Here is a 14,084-nt window from a genome sequence, read left to right as displayed (position 1 = left end):
ATAAATTGCAACACGCAGGTAAAACAATCAGGGTGTCTATCACCGGTTTCTGGAGCGAAAAGATGAGCAATAGCGAACTGAATCAACGCCGTCTGGCAGCCACTCCGCGCGGAGTGGGCGTAATGTGCGATTTTTATGCCGATAAAGCGGAAAACGCCACGCTGTGGGATATCGAAGGTCGCGAGTTTACCGACTTCGCCGCGGGTATTGCCGTGCTCAATACCGGTCACCGTCATCCGAAGGTGATGGCGGCGGTGCGCGAACAGCTGGAACGCTTTACTCATACCGCTTATCAGATAGTGCCTTACGGCAGCTATGTCGAACTGGCCGAGCGCATCAACGCGCTGGCGCCGATCAGCGGGCCGGCGAAAACCACATTTTTCACAACCGGTTCCGAAGCCGTTGAAAACGCGGTTAAGATCGCCCGCGCCTATACCCGTCGTCCGGGCGTCATCGCATTCAGCGCCGCCTTCCACGGCCGTACCTTACTGACCATGACGCTGACCGGTAAAGTGGCGCCGTACTCCACCGGTTTCGGTCCGTTCCCGGGCTCGATTTTCCATGCGGTGTATCCGAGTGAGCACCAGGGCATCACGGTGGAACAGTCCATCGAAAGCATCGAACGCATCATGCGCACCGATATCGCCGCCGACCAGGTCGCTGCGATCCTGCTGGAGCCGGTGCAGGGCGAAGGCGGCTTTAACGTGGCGCCGCCGGAATTCATCAGCGCCCTGCGCGAATTGTGCGACAAACACGGCATTCTGCTGATTGCCGATGAAGTGCAGACCGGCTTCGCCCGTACCGGTAAGCTGTTCGCCATGGAATATTATCAGGATAAAGCCGATCTCATCACCATGGCGAAAAGCCTGGGCGGCGGCTTCCCGATTTCCGGCGTAGTCGGCCGCGCCGAGGTGATGGACGCGCCGGCGCCGGGCGGTCTGGGCGGCACTTACGCGGGTAACCCGCTGGCCGTGGCGGCGGCGCTGTCCGTGCTGTCGGTCATCGAAGAAGAACAGTTGTGCCAGCGCGCGCAGCGCCTGGGCGCCGCGCTGGTTGAAACGCTGCAGAAAGCCAAAGCCAGCTGCCCGGCGATTGCCGATATCCGCGCCCAGGGCTCCATGGTGGCGGTTGAGTTTAACGATCCGCAAACCGGCAAACCTTCGGCGGAAATCACCCGTAAAATTCAGCACAAGGCGCTGAGCGAAGGTCTGCTATTGTTGACCTGCGGCGTGAACGGCAACGTGATTCGTTTCCTGTATCCGCTGACTATCCCGGAAACCCAGTTTACGCAGGCGCTGACGATCCTCGGCCGGGCGCTTGCTCAATAAGGAATCGTATGCAACTGACACATCCACAACTCTTACGCCAGCTCTGTCTGATTGACGGAGAGTGGCAGGACAGTCTGACCGGCGAGCGTCTCACCGTCACCAATCCGGCCAGCGGCGAAGCGCTGGCCAGCGTACCGCTGGTTAACGCGCAGCAGACAGAGCAGGCGATAGAAGCCGCCCGCGTCGCGCAGGCGGCCTGGCGCCAGCTGACCGGCAAGGAGCGTTCGGCGCCGCTGCTGGCCTGGTCGCGACTGATCGCGCAGCATGCGGACGATCTGGCGGCGATCCTGACCGCCGAACAGGGCAAACCGCTGGCGGAAGCGCGCGGCGAAATTGGTTACGCCGCGTCCTTTATCGACTGGTTTGCGGAAGAAGCCAAACGTATCGAAGGCAGCGTGCTGCAGTCGCCGCAGGGACAGCAGCGCCTGCTGGTGCTTAAACAGCCGATCGGCGTATGCGCGGCGATCACCCCGTGGAACTTCCCGGCGGCGATGATCACCCGCAAGGTGGCGCCGGCGCTGGCCGCCGGCTGCGCCATGATCGTCAAGCCGGCCGAACAGACGCCGCTGACCGCGCTGGCGCTGGCCGAACTGGCGCAGCAGGCCGGTATCCCGCGCGGCGTGCTGCAGGTCCTGACCGGCGACGCGCAGGCGGTGGGTAAAGTGCTGTGCGACAGCCCGGTCATCCGCAAGCTCAGCTTTACCGGTTCGACCGAGGTCGGCCGCATTCTGATGGCGCAAAGCGCGCCGACGGTGAAAAAACTGTCGCTGGAACTGGGCGGCAACGCGCCCTTTATCGTTTTTGACGACGCCGACGTGGAGCTGGCGGTTAAAGGCATCATGGCGTCGAAATTCCGCAACAGCGGCCAGACCTGCGTGTGCGCCAACCGGATCTACGTTCAGCAGGGGATCTACCCGGCGCTGGTCGAGCGTCTGGTGGCCGAGGTCGAAAAACTGAAGGTTGGCGCGGGCGCGCAGCCGGGCGTGACGCAGGGACCGCTGATCGACGCCGACGCCATCGACAAGGTGCAGGCGCACATCGGCGACGCGCTGGAGAAGGGCGCGACCCTGTTGACCGGCGGCAAACCCCATGAGCTGGGCGGCACCTTCTTTACGCCGACGGTGATCGGCGACGTAACCCAGTCGATGCGTTTTGCGCGCGAAGAGACCTTTGGTCCGGTCGCGCCGCTGTTCCGCTTCAGCGACGATGCCGAAGTGATCGCAATGGCTAACGACACCGAGTTCGGTCTGGCGGCCTATGTCTACACCCGCGATGCGGTGCGCCAGTGGCAGGTGCCGGAAGCGCTGGAATACGGCATGGTGGGCATTAACACCGGGCTGATTTCCAACGAAGTGGCGCCGTTCGGCGGCGTGAAACAGTCAGGCCTGGGCCGTGAAGGTTCGCGCTTTGGCATTGAGGACTACCTGGAAATGAAGTATCTCTGCGTGGATCTCGGCCGGCCGGCATAACCCCCCGCTTTTCTGCTGGCGTCCGGAACCTGCCGACGGGCGCCAGTGCACCACAATAGTGCAGGAAAATAAAAAATGTGCTCTCCGCACAAATAGCAACGCAGTAAACCGGCCGCACCGTTCCTGTTGCCGGTTTAGCAGGTGGAATAAGTCTGTTCTGTCAGCCCTCAGAGCGTTCACTGATATGGCACAGATCATGCTTAATCTTTTGATACATGATGCATCAAAGACCACCTGTTATGACTATCACACCACGACATTGCCAGGAGCTGACTATGTTAAAAAGATTCGCTTTTTCAGCGTTATGCCTCGCTTTCGCCGCCCAGGCGAGCGCGGAGTCTCTGACGGTTGTTTCTTTCGGCGGGCTGAATAAGGATGCCCAGGATAAAGCGTTTTACAAACCCTTCGCCGCCGCGGGCAAGGGCGCCATCGAAGCCGGCGAGTATAACGGCGAGATGGCGAGAATTCGCGCAATGGTGGAAACCGGCCAGGTAGGCTGGGACGTGGTCGAAGTGGAAGGTCCTGAACTGATGCGCGGCTGCAATGAGGGGCTGTTCGAGACGCTGGACTGGTCGAAGCTGGGCAACAAAGACGACTTTGTGCCGGGCTCGGTATCTGAGTGCGGCGCCGGCATCTTCCTGTGGTCGACCATCCTGACCTACAACGCGCAGAAGCTGGCTACGCCGCCGAAAGGCTGGAATGACTTCTGGGACGTGAAGACTTATCCCGGTAAACGCGCCCTGCGCAAGAGCGCTAAATTTACGCTGGAAATCGCCCTGCTGGCCGACGGGGTAAAACGCGAAGATCTCTATCAGGTGCTGGGAACGCCGGAAGGCGCGGATCGCGCGTTTAAAAAGCTTGATCAGATCAAGCCTTATATTCAGTGGTGGGAATCGGGCGCTCAACCGGTGCAGTGGCTGGTGTCGGGCGACGTGGTGATGACGTCGGCCTACAACGGGCGCGTTTCCTCCGCGGTGAAGGAAGGACATGATTTCCGTATGGTATGGGACAACAGTTTGTACGATCTGGACAGCTGGGCGATCGTCAAAGGGTCGAAACGTAAAGCGCTGGCCGAACAGTTTATTGCGTTCGCCGGCCAGCCTGAGCACCAGAAAGTTTTCGCCGAAAATATCCCTTATGGTCCGACCAACAAGGGCGCGATGTCGCTGATTGCGCCGGCTATCGCCAAAAACCTGCCGACCGCGCCGGAAAACCTGGCGCAGGCCTTGCAGGTTGACACGGAGTTCTGGATCGATCACGGCGAAGAGCTGGAACAGCGCTTCAACGCCTGGGCGGCACAGTAATCAGTCCGGTCATTATTCACGCATTTTGGAGATGAGAGCCGATGTCCCAGAGTAACCCGTTGGCGACAGAACCGTCATCCGCGCAGGCAGGGCAGGGAAATGCCCTGAAACAGCAGATGCGCCGCGCCCAGGCGTTTTATAAACGGCGTTCCCTGTTGTTGATAGCGCCGCTGTTCGTGTTTATCGTGGTAAGTTTTTTGTTCCCGATCACCTCAATTCTGGTGAAAAGCGTCGAGAACCCGGAGCTGAGAACCAGCATGCCGACCACCATCGAGGCGCTGCGTTACTGGTCCGGCGAACAACTGCCCGATGAACCTGTGTGGGCCGCGCTGGTCACGGATCTGCGTCAGGCGCGCGGCGCCGGCCAGATTTCGCTGATCACCAAGCGGCTGGGTTACGAGGATCCGAAATACCGTACGCTGATTACCCGCACGCTGCGCAGCCTGCCCGCCGAGGGCAGCGGCAACGTGCGCGAACAGCTGATTCAGTCTCAGCCGCTGTGGGGCGAGTTATCCACGTGGCAGACGCTGGATCGCGCGTCGCGTCCGTTCACCAGTTATTACCTGCTGGCGGCGTTCGATCACAAGGTGGACAGCACGACGCAGCAGATTGTCGCGCTGCCCGACGATCAGGCGCTGTACATTAACGTGCTGTTGCGCACGCTGGTGATGGCGGGCACGGTGACGCTGCTCTGCGTGGGGCTGGGCTATCCGCTGGCTTACTGGATGGCGAAGCAGCCTACCGGACGGGCCAATCTGCTGATGATCCTGGTGCTGCTGCCGTTCTGGACCTCGCTGATTGTGCGCACCGCCAGCTGGATCGTCCTGCTGCAGTCCGGCGGCCTGATCAATCGGGCGCTGCTGGGGATAGGTATTATCGAACATCCGCTGGTGATGGTGTTTAACCGCGTCGGCGTTTATATCTCGATGACCCATATTTTGCTGCCGTTTCTGATCCTGCCGCTGTATGCGGTGATGAAAAGCATCTCCCCCAACTATGTACGCGCGGCGATATCGCTCGGCGCCCATCCGTTCGTGGCGTTCTGGCGGGTCTATGTGCCGCAGACCTATGCCGGCGTGGCGGCCGGCGCGCTGCTGGTGTTTATGATGGCTATCGGCTACTACATCACGCCCGCGTTGCTCGGCGGTCCCGGCGATCAGATGCTGAGTTACTTTGTCGCCTTCTACACCAATACCACGATGAACTGGGGTATGGCGGCGGCGCTCGGCACTCAGTTGCTGATCATCGTCACGCTGCTGTATATCGTGTACATCCGGGTCACGCGTACCCAGGCCGAAGCGGCGGCGCGCTAATCCAGGGAGAGAATAGAGATGAAACAACAGGGTCAGGTGGTTATCCGTTTATGGAACGCCGCGTTTAATTTCTACGGCGCCGCGGTACTGTTATTCCTGGTGGTGCCGGTGCTGGTGATTGTGCCGCTGTCGTTTAACGCCGGTTCGTTTCTCAGCTATCCGCTGAACGGCTTTTCGCTGCGCTGGTATCGCGAATTTTTTAATTCGCAGGAGTGGCTGAGCGCCCTGGGCAATAGCCTGCTGATCGCGCCGCTGGCGACGCTGGTGGCGACGGTGCTGGGCGTGCTGGCCTCGGTCGGGCTGGTGCGCGGCGAGTTTCGCGGCAAATCGCTGGTGATGGCGGTGCTGATTTCGCCGATGATCGCGCCGATCGTCATCGTCGCGGTGGGGATGTTCTTCTTCTTCGCGCGGATTTCGCTGCTTAACAGCTACATTGGTCTGGTACTGGCGCACGCCATGCTTGGCGTGCCCTTTGTGGTGATCACCGTGACGGCGATTCTGAAGAATTACGATCAGAATCTGACCCGGGCGGCGGCTAGTCTCGGCGCCACGCCGCTGATGGCGTTTCGTAAGGTGACGTTTCCGATCATCGCGCCCGGGGTGTTTTCCGGCGCGCTGTTCGCCTTCGCCACCTCGTTTGACGAGGTGGTGGTGACGCTGTTTCTCGCCAGTCCGCGCCAGCGCACGCTGCCGCTGCAAATGTTCGCCGGCATTAGGGAAAACCTCGATCCGACGATCGCCGCGGCGGCCTCAATGATGGTCGGGGCGGCGCTGCTGCTGCTGATCGTGATGGAGGTTTTACGTCGCCGCGGCGAACGGCTGCGCGGCGGGCATTAATGCATTAAAAGGACGGCGGCCGGCGTCGACCGGCCCGCCGTATTTTACGATTAAGGGTGTCGTCAACGCTGCGCGCAGCGTTTTTTTGTCGCGCCTTTTATGATGCATCAAATATTTAATGAGGTAATCCGTTATGACGGCGCAAAAAACACTTCTGCTGACCGGAGCCAGTCGCGGCATTGGCCATGCGACGGTGAAACATTTCCACGCGGCGGGCTGGCGTATTTTTACCGCATCGCGTCAGAGCTGGGTGGACGAGTGTCCGTGGGCGGAAGGGCTGCTGAACCATATTCATCTGGACCTGGAAGACATCGACGGCCTGCAACGGGCGCTGCCGCTGATTAAACGAAAGCTGGGCGGCCGGCTGGATGCGCTGGTCGAAAATGCCGCGATTTCGCCCAAAGGCGCGGCCGGTCAGCGGCTGGGCGTGCGCGATACCGACTATGCCGCCTGGCTGCGGGTGTTCAACGTTAATCTGTTTTCCGGCGCGCTGCTGGCCAACGGGCTGTTTGATGAGCTGAAGAGCAGTCAGGGATGTATTATCAACGTCACATCGATAGCCGGCTCGCGCGTTCACCCGTTCGCCGGCGCGGCCTATGCCGTATCGAAAGCGGCGCTGTCGGCGTTGACGCGCGAAATGGCGTTTGATTACGGCCAGCACGGCATTCGCGTCAACGCGATTGCGCCCGGCGAGATCGAAACCGCCATTTTGTCGCCGGGCACCGGGCAGATCATCGAACGTCAGGTGCCGATGCAGCGGCTGGGTAAACCGGAAGAGGTGGCCAGCCTGATCTATTTTCTCTGCACCACCGGCGCATCCTATGTCAACGGGGCCGAAATTCAGGTCAATGGAGGTCAGCATGTCTGATCGCGCACGGCACGGCGAACTCACTGAGGCGCCGCCTCAGGTTACGCCCGGTCAGGCGGCGCGCATCGTGCGTCAGCTGTACGGCCTGCCCGGCGAGATGCGCGCGCTGCAGGGCGAACGGGATGCCAATTTCCATCTGCGGCACGCCGACGGGCGGGCGTTTATGGTGAAATTCATCAATGCGGCGGAGCCCGCGCAGGTCAGCGATTTTCAGCTCGCCATGCTGCGCCACATCGCCCGCGAGGATAGCGGACTGCCAGTGCCGGCGGTGATCAGCAGCCTGAACGGCGACGCGCAGCCGCAGGCGGATATCGGCGACGGCCGTCTGCGGTTGCGCGTCGTCAGCTATCTGGCCGGGATACCGCAGAGTCAGGCGACGCCAGGCGCGCCGCTGATGCGCCATCTTGGCCGGACGCTGGCCCGGCTGGATCGTGCGCTGGCGGGATTCAGCCATGCCGGCGCCCGGCGCGCGCTGCTGTGGGACGTCAGCCGATCCGACCAGGCGTTGCCGTATCTGTCCTTTATGCGGGACGGCGACCAGCGGCGGGTGGCCGGGCAGGTGCTTGAACGCTTTGCGCAGCATGTGCGGCCGCGCCTCGCCGCGCTACGTCAGCAGGTGATCCATAACGACCTGAATCCGCACAATGTCCTGGTGCAAGAGCAGGACAACGGCAAGGTCGCCGGCGTTATCGACTTCGGCGATGCGCTACAGGCGCCGCTGATCGGCGATCTGGCCACCGCGCTGGCCTACCAGCTCAGCGACGGCGACGATATGCTGGCGTTCGTGCGGCCGTTTATCGCCGCCTATCACCGGGAACTGCCGCTGCGGGAAGAGGAGGTGGCGCTATTGCCCGATCTGCTGGCGGCCCGTATGGCGCTGACCATTACCTTGACCCAATGGCGCGCCACGCTGTACCCACATAACCGCGACTATATTTTACGTAATCTGCCGCGCTGCTGGCGCAGTCTGCAGCGCCTGCTGGCCTGTGCGCCGCAGGATAGCGCGGCGCGGCTGTGGCAGTGTTGCCGGCAGGAAAGGGGCTAGCCGTTTCCGGCGGCGCCGCGCTTAGCGCGAGTCGGCGTCGTCGTCCTGGCCGACGGCGATAAATTCCAGCATTTTTTCGCTGCCGTCGAGAATATCCCGCTGAATGGCCTGTCTGGCGGCGACGCCGTCGTGCTGACTGAGCGCGGCCAGCACTTCCTGATGGTGTTCGATGGCCATGCGCAGAGAAAAATGCGCATAGGCCTGGGCGATCAGAGGGCCGGTGCGCATCCATAAACTATCGATAAAGCCGTTCAGCATCGGCATCGCGGCATTCTGCGCCAGCAGCAGGTGAAAATCGCTATTAAGCCGCAGCGCCTCGTTCAGGTTCTCTTGCTGAATGGCGATCCGGTTGCGCGCGATATTTTCCTCGATGCGCTGCAGATTGTGCGGCGTAATGTAGCGGGCGGCATTTTCCGCGCCAATGCCCTCCAGCGCGAGGCGCAGGGTGCGAATTTCCAGAAACTGCGCTTCGCTCAGCGAGGGGACGCGGATATCGCGCGGCGTTTTCAACACCAGCGCCCGCTCTTTCGCCAGCTGCAAAATGGCGTCGCGCACCGGCGTTACGCTGGTGCCCACCTGAGCGGCCAGTTCGCGAATGCGCAGACGATCGTCGGGTTTGAGCCGGCCGCTGATCAGCGCCTCACGCAGCATGGCGTAAACGCTGGAGCCCAGATAGCTGTGATTAATGGGGCCGATGGGGTAATTCACAGAGTAACCTTTTGCGCGCCCGCGACATCCGGGCCAGTCAATATTCAATATGATGCATCATAAAGGCGGCGATAACCGATTACCAGAAAAAACAGGTTCCCGTCCGCGCGGCGATCTGGCTGACGGCGCGGGCGGGCGCAGCGTTACGCCGCCGTAGGGGTAAATACGCGCAGCCGATGTCCATCGGGATCGAGCGCGACGAAAGTATAGCCGAAATCCATGCCGATCAGCGGCTGCGCGATAGCCAGCCCGCGCCGGGTCCAGTCGGCGAAGCAACGGTCTACAGCCGCAGCGTCGGCGAGCGAAAACGCGATCTCGCCGCCGTTGCCGGTGGCTTGCGCCGCCGGTTCGACCGTGTGTTTCGACCACAGACCGAGCATCACGCCGGAGTCCAGAGCGAACAGCGCAAAGGTCGGCGACGCTTCCAGCGCCGGTTTACTTAACAGCTGTTGGTAAAAGCGGACGCTGTCCGATGGGCTGTCTACATATAAAATAATGAAGTTTGGATCGTACATTGCAGGTTTCCTTACGTTGGCAGGATGAGTGACCGGCTCGGCGTTGCCGATGCGACGGTAAGGTAAACGAGGCTGCCGCCAGTTTTTGTCAGCAGCGCGCAGAAACGTGAAGGCATCCTGTCAAACATTGCCGGCACAAAACCCCCTTTGCCCAGGCGGTCGACGCGCTGACGAGCGGCGGTATGGGTAACCCGAATACCCCGGGTGATTTCTGATAAAGAGAAGTCTCGTTTGCTTTTTTTATCATTGACGCAATGCTTATTTATCTCTACTTTATCAGTAAGTTAAGCGTTTTTAATTTATTAGGTTTTTACCCTCGTTTCTGTTCCGGCGCCGGCGTTCGCGCACCCTCAGACAGGTCACGCAGTCCTGCTGTCGAAAGCGGGGCGCCGCATGTTTATTCATCTTTTTCGGCTGCGGGCGGCGAATGTTTTACTGATTCGTCAGGCCGCATACTATCCGCGCAGATCGGGTTCCGCCGCGCGCACCGACAGGCAGGCTGACGATGAAAATCGATAAGATTGTATTACGCAAAATGAAAATGGCGCTCAGGACGCCATTCACCACCAGCTTCGCCACGCAGAAGGAAAAATACTTCTCGATTGCGGAAGTGCACAGCGATCAATTGATTGGCTATGGCGATTGTTCGGCGCTTTATATCCCGTTCTATAACGAAGAAACCAATGTTACCGCCTGGCATATCATGCGCGATATTTTGATTCCGATGCTGCGTCAGGCGGGAGATATCGCCCATCCGTCGCAGGTGAGGGAAATTTTCGCGCCGGTCAAACGCAACAACTGCGCGAAAGCGGCGCTGGAGGGCGCGGTGTGGGACGCCTTCGCCAAAGCCCGTCAGCAGCCGCTCTGGCGGCTTATTGGCGGCACGCGCAAAAAAATCGAGGCCGGCGTCAGCATCGGCATTCAGGCTACGCCCGATGAATTAGTGCGCGTGGTGGCGGGCTACCTCGCCGAAGGCTATCGCCGCATTAAGGTGAAAATCAAGCCCGGCAAAGACATGGATTACCTTCAGGCGCTCAGGACGACCTTTGGCGACATTACGCTGATGGCCGACGCCAACTCCGCTTATACGCTGGACGATATCGCGCTGTTCAAAAAAATGGACCGGCTGGGTCTGTTGATGATCGAGCAGCCGCTGGCGCACGACGATATTGTGGATCACCGTCGGCTGCAGGCCGCCATCGCCACGCCGATCTGTCTGGATGAAAGCATCGATTCGGTTGAAGACGCGCGCAAAGCGATTGAATTAGGCAGCGGAAAAATCATTAATATCAAGGTGGCGCGCGTCGGCGGCATCAGCGAAACCATTCTGATCCACGATTACTGTCAGGCGCATAATATTCCGGTATGGTGCGGCGGAATGCTTGATACCGCGGTTGGCAAGGCGCACAACATCGCCGTGGCTTCGCTGCCGAATTTTGTCTATGCCAATGATATCCCGCCGTCCGCGCGCTACTGGCATGAAGACTTTATGCTGCCGCTGGTGGACATCGACGCGCAAAGTCAGGTCGCGGTTCCCGACGGGCCGGGCATCGGCTTCGAGATCAATACGCCGCTGTACGATAAATACTGTTACGAGCAAGAAACCTTTTTATTCTAATGAGATAAGCATTGTTTCCAACACCAGGGAAACGCATCCAGCGTCAGAACATAACAGGATAAATGTCATGAAATTGAATCGGTTTATGCCTTTTTTACTGGCGTCCATGCTGAGCGTTGGCGTGGGGCACGCCGCCGGGCTGGCGCAGCCGCTGATTATCGGCGTAGCGCCCGGTCCCTATGGCGATATGGTTAACCAGGCGATCAAGCCGGAACTGGCGAAAAAAGGGTATCAGGTTGAAGTCAAAGAGTTCAGCGACTACATCCAGCCCAATATGGCGCTGTCGAATAAAAGCATTGATGCCAACCTGTTCCAGAATCAGCGTTACCTGAACCGGTTTATGGCGGATAAAGGGCTTAAATTATACGCCGTGATCAGCGTTCCCACCGCCAGCATGGGGTTCTACTCCAGCAAGATACGTTCCTTTGACGAACTCAAGGCCGGCGATATTATTACGCTGCCTAACGATCCGTCTAATCTGGCGCGCTCGCTGGAATTCCTGCAGAAATATCACCTGATCACGCTTAATCCGGTGATCACGCCCACTAAAGCCTCGCTGCGCGATATTCGCGACAATCCGAAAGGGCTGGTGTTTAAACCGCTCGAAGCGGCGCAACTGCCGCGGGCGCTGAGTGGAGTGACAGGGTCACTTATTAACGCCAACTTCGCCATCGCCGCGGGTTTAAAACTGTCGCAGGCCATTCAGCTGGACAAATTGCCGGAAGATATTAAAAACCTGATTGTCGTGCGCGAGGAGGATGCGGATAAACCCTTTGTACGCGATATGCGCGAAGCGGTGCAGTCGCCGGCGTTTGCCGCGTTCTTCGCCGATAAAACGTCGCTGTTTTATGACTTCCAGAAACCGGACTGGATGACGCCGGCGAACCGCTGAGTTCGCCGGCTGTTCGTTCATTGCGCTGCCGGAAGGGCGACATTCAGGCAATGGTCGGCAGCGCTGCGCAGGGTCAACGACGCCGCGCGCCCTTTTGTTTTTTCTTGCCTGCGCCGCGCATCCAAACAGATTGCTCTTTCCATTGTTAATAAAGATTGCGGCCAGAGTTTGCTTTTTATATAACGCTTAACGAAGATCAATCCGCGTGCGGAGCCCCGGATGCACAGTATCGAGATTCGTTATTTTCTTACCGTCGCCACCACCGGTTCGCTGAGCGCCGCCAGCCAGCAGCTGTTTGTGGCGGTATCGGCGATTAGCCGGCAGATTCACCGACTGGAGTCGCGCATTGGCGTCCCGCTGTTTGAACGGCGCGCGCGCGGCATGGCGCTGACCGACGCCGGCCGGATTCTGGAAAGCCATATCCGCAAAAGCTTGCTGGATATGGAGCAGGCCATGGCGGAAATTCAGGGACTGGAAGCCAATCGCCCCACCTGTATCCGCGTTGGCGCGACGGAAGGGCTGGCGTTCGATCTGCTGCCCGTGCTGTTCGCTCGTTTTCGCGCACGGCATCCGGCAGTCTCTTTCCTGCTGAAAACCGGCAGCAGTCTGCAAATTTCGCATCTGGTTCGCAACGGCGAGGTGGATGTGGGGCTGCGCTTCGTGCTGACGCCGGAGCAGGGCGTGGATGTGGCGTTTGCGCTGCCGGCGCCGATGCTGTTGCTGATGGCCGCCGATCACCCGCTGGCGCGGCGCGGGATCACATTAAACGATCTGCATGACTACCCGCTGGCGTTGGCGGAACCCTCCACCACGCTGCGTCAGTTATTCGACCTGACCTGCCGTATTAACGGCGTCTTTCTTGAACCAGCACTCTGCTGTAATAATCTGTCCGCGCTGTATAGTTACACGCTGAATACGCCGCTGGCCATCGCGGCCTGCAGCCTCTATTCGGTGCTGTATAAATGCCGGCAGGACGCGGTATGCCTGCGCGAGCTTAACGCCAGACAACTGGAGCGGCGCGCGCTGCAGATACACACCATGTCAGGCCGTCAGATGACGGCGCCCGTAGGTGAATTTATCGATTTCGCCGGCAGAGAGATGCGGGAGGCTGAGCGCTGGCACCGGCGGACGCTGGCGGTCGGGGAGGAATAAGCACGCCGGATCGCGTCCGGCGTGCCGCCATCTTTAGCGCGTTCAGGCCCGGGCCGTCGCCTGGCTGAGGATCTGCTGCCGCTGTTGGTCGGTCAGATCAAGACGCGTCAGCCCCTGGTCCAGCAGCACCGGGATATTGCTGCCCGCCGGCAATACCGCCAGCGCGCGGTCGTTTTCAGCGTCGAGCAGAAACGGCAGCTCGTTTTTGGCGAGCGTGCTGAACAGTTTACGCGCCTTTTTATCCGTCGGACGGTAGGTATACTCGACGATCGTTTGCCCCCATTCTCTGCGCGGCGTTCCGATCTCCACGGCGATCGCTTTAAGCACGGTCGGCTTTTTCGCCTGACCGATAGCCCGGCCGAGAATAAATGACGAATACAGGCTGTACAGGCCGACGACCAGCAACAGCAGCACCAGCGCGCCGCTCAGCAGGATACGGTTGTACAGCTTATCGATGCCCAGAGACAGGGTGGCCAGCTCGGGCTGGCGTGCGGAAATCACCACATCGGCGCTATAGTCGCCCAGGCTGAAGTCGATAAACATCAGGTTGATGCTGCCTTCATAGTGCTGCCCCTGATAGTTATAGGCGATATCCGCCGAGCAGTCGGTGAACAGGATATATTTGGTTATGCAGCGTCCGTTATCGATTTGCGCGTTGTCCATCACCTGCGGGGTCTGGCTGATCAGATAATCGCGCGCCAGCGAGGGCGCGACCCAGTACAGCAGGCCAATACTGCCGATGATAAGAACAATGCCGGCCAGCAGAGACTGCCAGCGGTGGGCGATCGCCGGACGCAGGATTTTAATCGGGCCGGACGGGAGAAGCGTGTCAATGGTGTTCATGGATAGAGCGGTCCTGTTATGAGTGGAAACTTAACTCCTGTTAAGCGCACTTATTAATAAAATTATCTCCCATATAATTCAACGGCTAATTTTACTCCGCCATGAGTTTGCGGAAAATTGAAGCAATATGCGTCAGCCGTACGGTCCGCCCGCTGTAGCGCGCGCGGGATGTCGGCTTCCCTATGCGGCCAG

13 protein-coding genes are annotated in these 14,084 nt (G+C 59.6%); 10 read left to right on the top strand and 3 right to left on the bottom strand.

Annotated elements, in window-relative coordinates; translation table 11 throughout:
* Positions 1–62 precede the first annotated feature (62 nt).
* The 7 genes from FJU30_RS06690 (at position 63) to FJU30_RS06660 (ending at position 8,164) form a co-directional block, all read left to right on the top strand.
* Positions 63–1,328: a 4-aminobutyrate--2-oxoglutarate transaminase gene (locus FJU30_RS06690; protein ID WP_150434196.1), complete on the top strand. Its 1,266-nt coding sequence runs from the start codon at positions 63–65 to the stop codon at positions 1,326–1,328.
* A gap of 8 nt (positions 1,329–1,336) precedes the next feature.
* Entirely contained in the window at positions 1,337–2,797 is a 1,461-nt protein-coding gene (locus FJU30_RS06685) for an NAD-dependent succinate-semialdehyde dehydrogenase (RefSeq protein ID WP_150434195.1), read from the top strand.
* Positions 2,798–3,072: 275 nt separating this feature from the next.
* Positions 3,073–4,101 (top strand): ABC transporter substrate-binding protein, encoded by a 1,029-nt coding sequence (locus FJU30_RS06680; RefSeq protein ID WP_150434194.1) that lies wholly within the window; start codon positions 3,073–3,075, stop codon positions 4,099–4,101.
* Between the two features lie 41 nt (positions 4,102–4,142).
* Entirely contained in the window at positions 4,143–5,414 is a 1,272-nt protein-coding gene (locus FJU30_RS06675) for an ABC transporter permease (RefSeq protein WP_150434193.1), read from the top strand.
* A gap of 18 nt (positions 5,415–5,432) precedes the next feature.
* Positions 5,433–6,251 carry an ABC transporter permease gene (locus FJU30_RS06670; protein WP_150434192.1) on the top strand — a complete coding sequence of 273 codons (819 nt, stop codon included), beginning with the start codon at positions 5,433–5,435 and terminating at the stop codon, positions 6,249–6,251.
* 133 nt (positions 6,252–6,384) lie between these two features.
* A complete protein-coding gene (locus FJU30_RS06665) occupies positions 6,385–7,119 on the top strand; it encodes an SDR family NAD(P)-dependent oxidoreductase (RefSeq protein ID WP_150434191.1) in 735 nt (244 codons plus the stop codon).
* Positions 7,112–8,164: a phosphotransferase gene (locus FJU30_RS06660; protein ID WP_150434190.1), complete on the top strand. Its 1,053-nt coding sequence runs from the start codon at positions 7,112–7,114 to the stop codon at positions 8,162–8,164. Before FJU30_RS06665 ends, FJU30_RS06660 begins: the two co-directional genes overlap by 8 nt.
* Before the next feature lie 21 nt (positions 8,165–8,185).
* Here FJU30_RS06660 and FJU30_RS06655 read toward each other — a convergent pair whose 3' ends face one another.
* Entirely contained in the window at positions 8,186–8,872 is a 687-nt protein-coding gene (locus FJU30_RS06655) for a GntR family transcriptional regulator (RefSeq protein ID WP_150434189.1), read from the bottom strand.
* Between the two features lie 143 nt (positions 8,873–9,015).
* Positions 9,016–9,387, bottom strand: a complete 372-nt coding sequence (locus tag FJU30_RS06650; RefSeq protein ID WP_150434188.1) for a VOC family protein — start codon at positions 9,385–9,387, stop codon at positions 9,016–9,018.
* Between the two features lie 505 nt (positions 9,388–9,892).
* On the opposite strand from FJU30_RS06650, the gene menC reads away from it, so the two are divergent.
* The 3 genes from menC to FJU30_RS06635 all read left to right on the top strand — a co-directional run bounded on the left by menC (position 9,893) and on the right by FJU30_RS06635 (position 13,049).
* Positions 9,893–11,005, top strand: coding sequence for an o-succinylbenzoate synthase (gene menC, locus FJU30_RS06645; RefSeq protein ID WP_150434187.1), 1,113 nt, complete (start codon positions 9,893–9,895; stop codon positions 11,003–11,005).
* A gap of 106 nt (positions 11,006–11,111) precedes the next feature.
* Entirely contained in the window at positions 11,112–11,897 is a 786-nt protein-coding gene (locus tag FJU30_RS06640) for a MetQ/NlpA family ABC transporter substrate-binding protein (RefSeq protein ID WP_395858511.1), read from the top strand.
* Positions 11,898–12,116: 219 nt separating this feature from the next.
* Complete coding sequence (locus tag FJU30_RS06635) at positions 12,117–13,049, top strand: LysR family transcriptional regulator (protein ID WP_150434185.1); 933 nt, start codon at positions 12,117–12,119, stop codon at positions 13,047–13,049.
* Between the two features lie 42 nt (positions 13,050–13,091).
* Here the strand turns inward: FJU30_RS06635 and FJU30_RS06630 are convergent, their stop codons facing one another.
* Positions 13,092–13,892 (bottom strand): hypothetical protein, encoded by an 801-nt coding sequence (locus FJU30_RS06630; protein ID WP_150434184.1) that lies wholly within the window; start codon positions 13,890–13,892, stop codon positions 13,092–13,094.
* Positions 13,893–14,084: the final 192 nt, after the last annotated feature.

This window comes from Affinibrenneria salicis (assembly GCF_008710095.1).
The sequence above is the reverse complement of the archived record's forward strand: the minus strand, read 5'-3'. Positions and strand labels throughout refer to the sequence as shown.

Excerpts from the sequence above, each read along its gene's own strand:
- FJU30_RS06690 (WP_150434196.1), top strand. The coding sequence starts at position 63 with ATGAGCAATAGCGAACTGAATCAACGCCGTCTGGCAGCCACTCCGCGC.
- FJU30_RS06685 (WP_150434195.1), top strand. The coding sequence starts at position 1,337 with ATGCAACTGACACATCCACAACTCTTACGCCAGCTCTGTCTGATTGAC.
- FJU30_RS06680 (WP_150434194.1), top strand. The coding sequence starts at position 3,073 with ATGTTAAAAAGATTCGCTTTTTCAGCGTTATGCCTCGCTTTCGCCGCC.
- FJU30_RS06675 (WP_150434193.1), top strand. The coding sequence starts at position 4,143 with ATGTCCCAGAGTAACCCGTTGGCGACAGAACCGTCATCCGCGCAGGCA.
- FJU30_RS06670 (WP_150434192.1), top strand. The coding sequence starts at position 5,433 with ATGAAACAACAGGGTCAGGTGGTTATCCGTTTATGGAACGCCGCGTTT.
- FJU30_RS06665 (WP_150434191.1), top strand. The coding sequence starts at position 6,385 with ATGACGGCGCAAAAAACACTTCTGCTGACCGGAGCCAGTCGCGGCATT.
- FJU30_RS06660 (WP_150434190.1), top strand. The coding sequence starts at position 7,112 with ATGTCTGATCGCGCACGGCACGGCGAACTCACTGAGGCGCCGCCTCAG.
- FJU30_RS06650 (WP_150434188.1), bottom strand. The coding sequence starts at position 9,387 with ATGTACGATCCAAACTTCATTATTTTATATGTAGACAGCCCATCGGAC.
- menC (WP_150434187.1), top strand. The coding sequence starts at position 9,893 with ATGAAAATCGATAAGATTGTATTACGCAAAATGAAAATGGCGCTCAGG.
- FJU30_RS06640 (WP_395858511.1), top strand. The coding sequence starts at position 11,112 with ATGCTGAGCGTTGGCGTGGGGCACGCCGCCGGGCTGGCGCAGCCGCTG.
- FJU30_RS06635 (WP_150434185.1), top strand. The coding sequence starts at position 12,117 with ATGCACAGTATCGAGATTCGTTATTTTCTTACCGTCGCCACCACCGGT.
- FJU30_RS06630 (WP_150434184.1), bottom strand. The coding sequence starts at position 13,892 with ATGAACACCATTGACACGCTTCTCCCGTCCGGCCCGATTAAAATCCTG.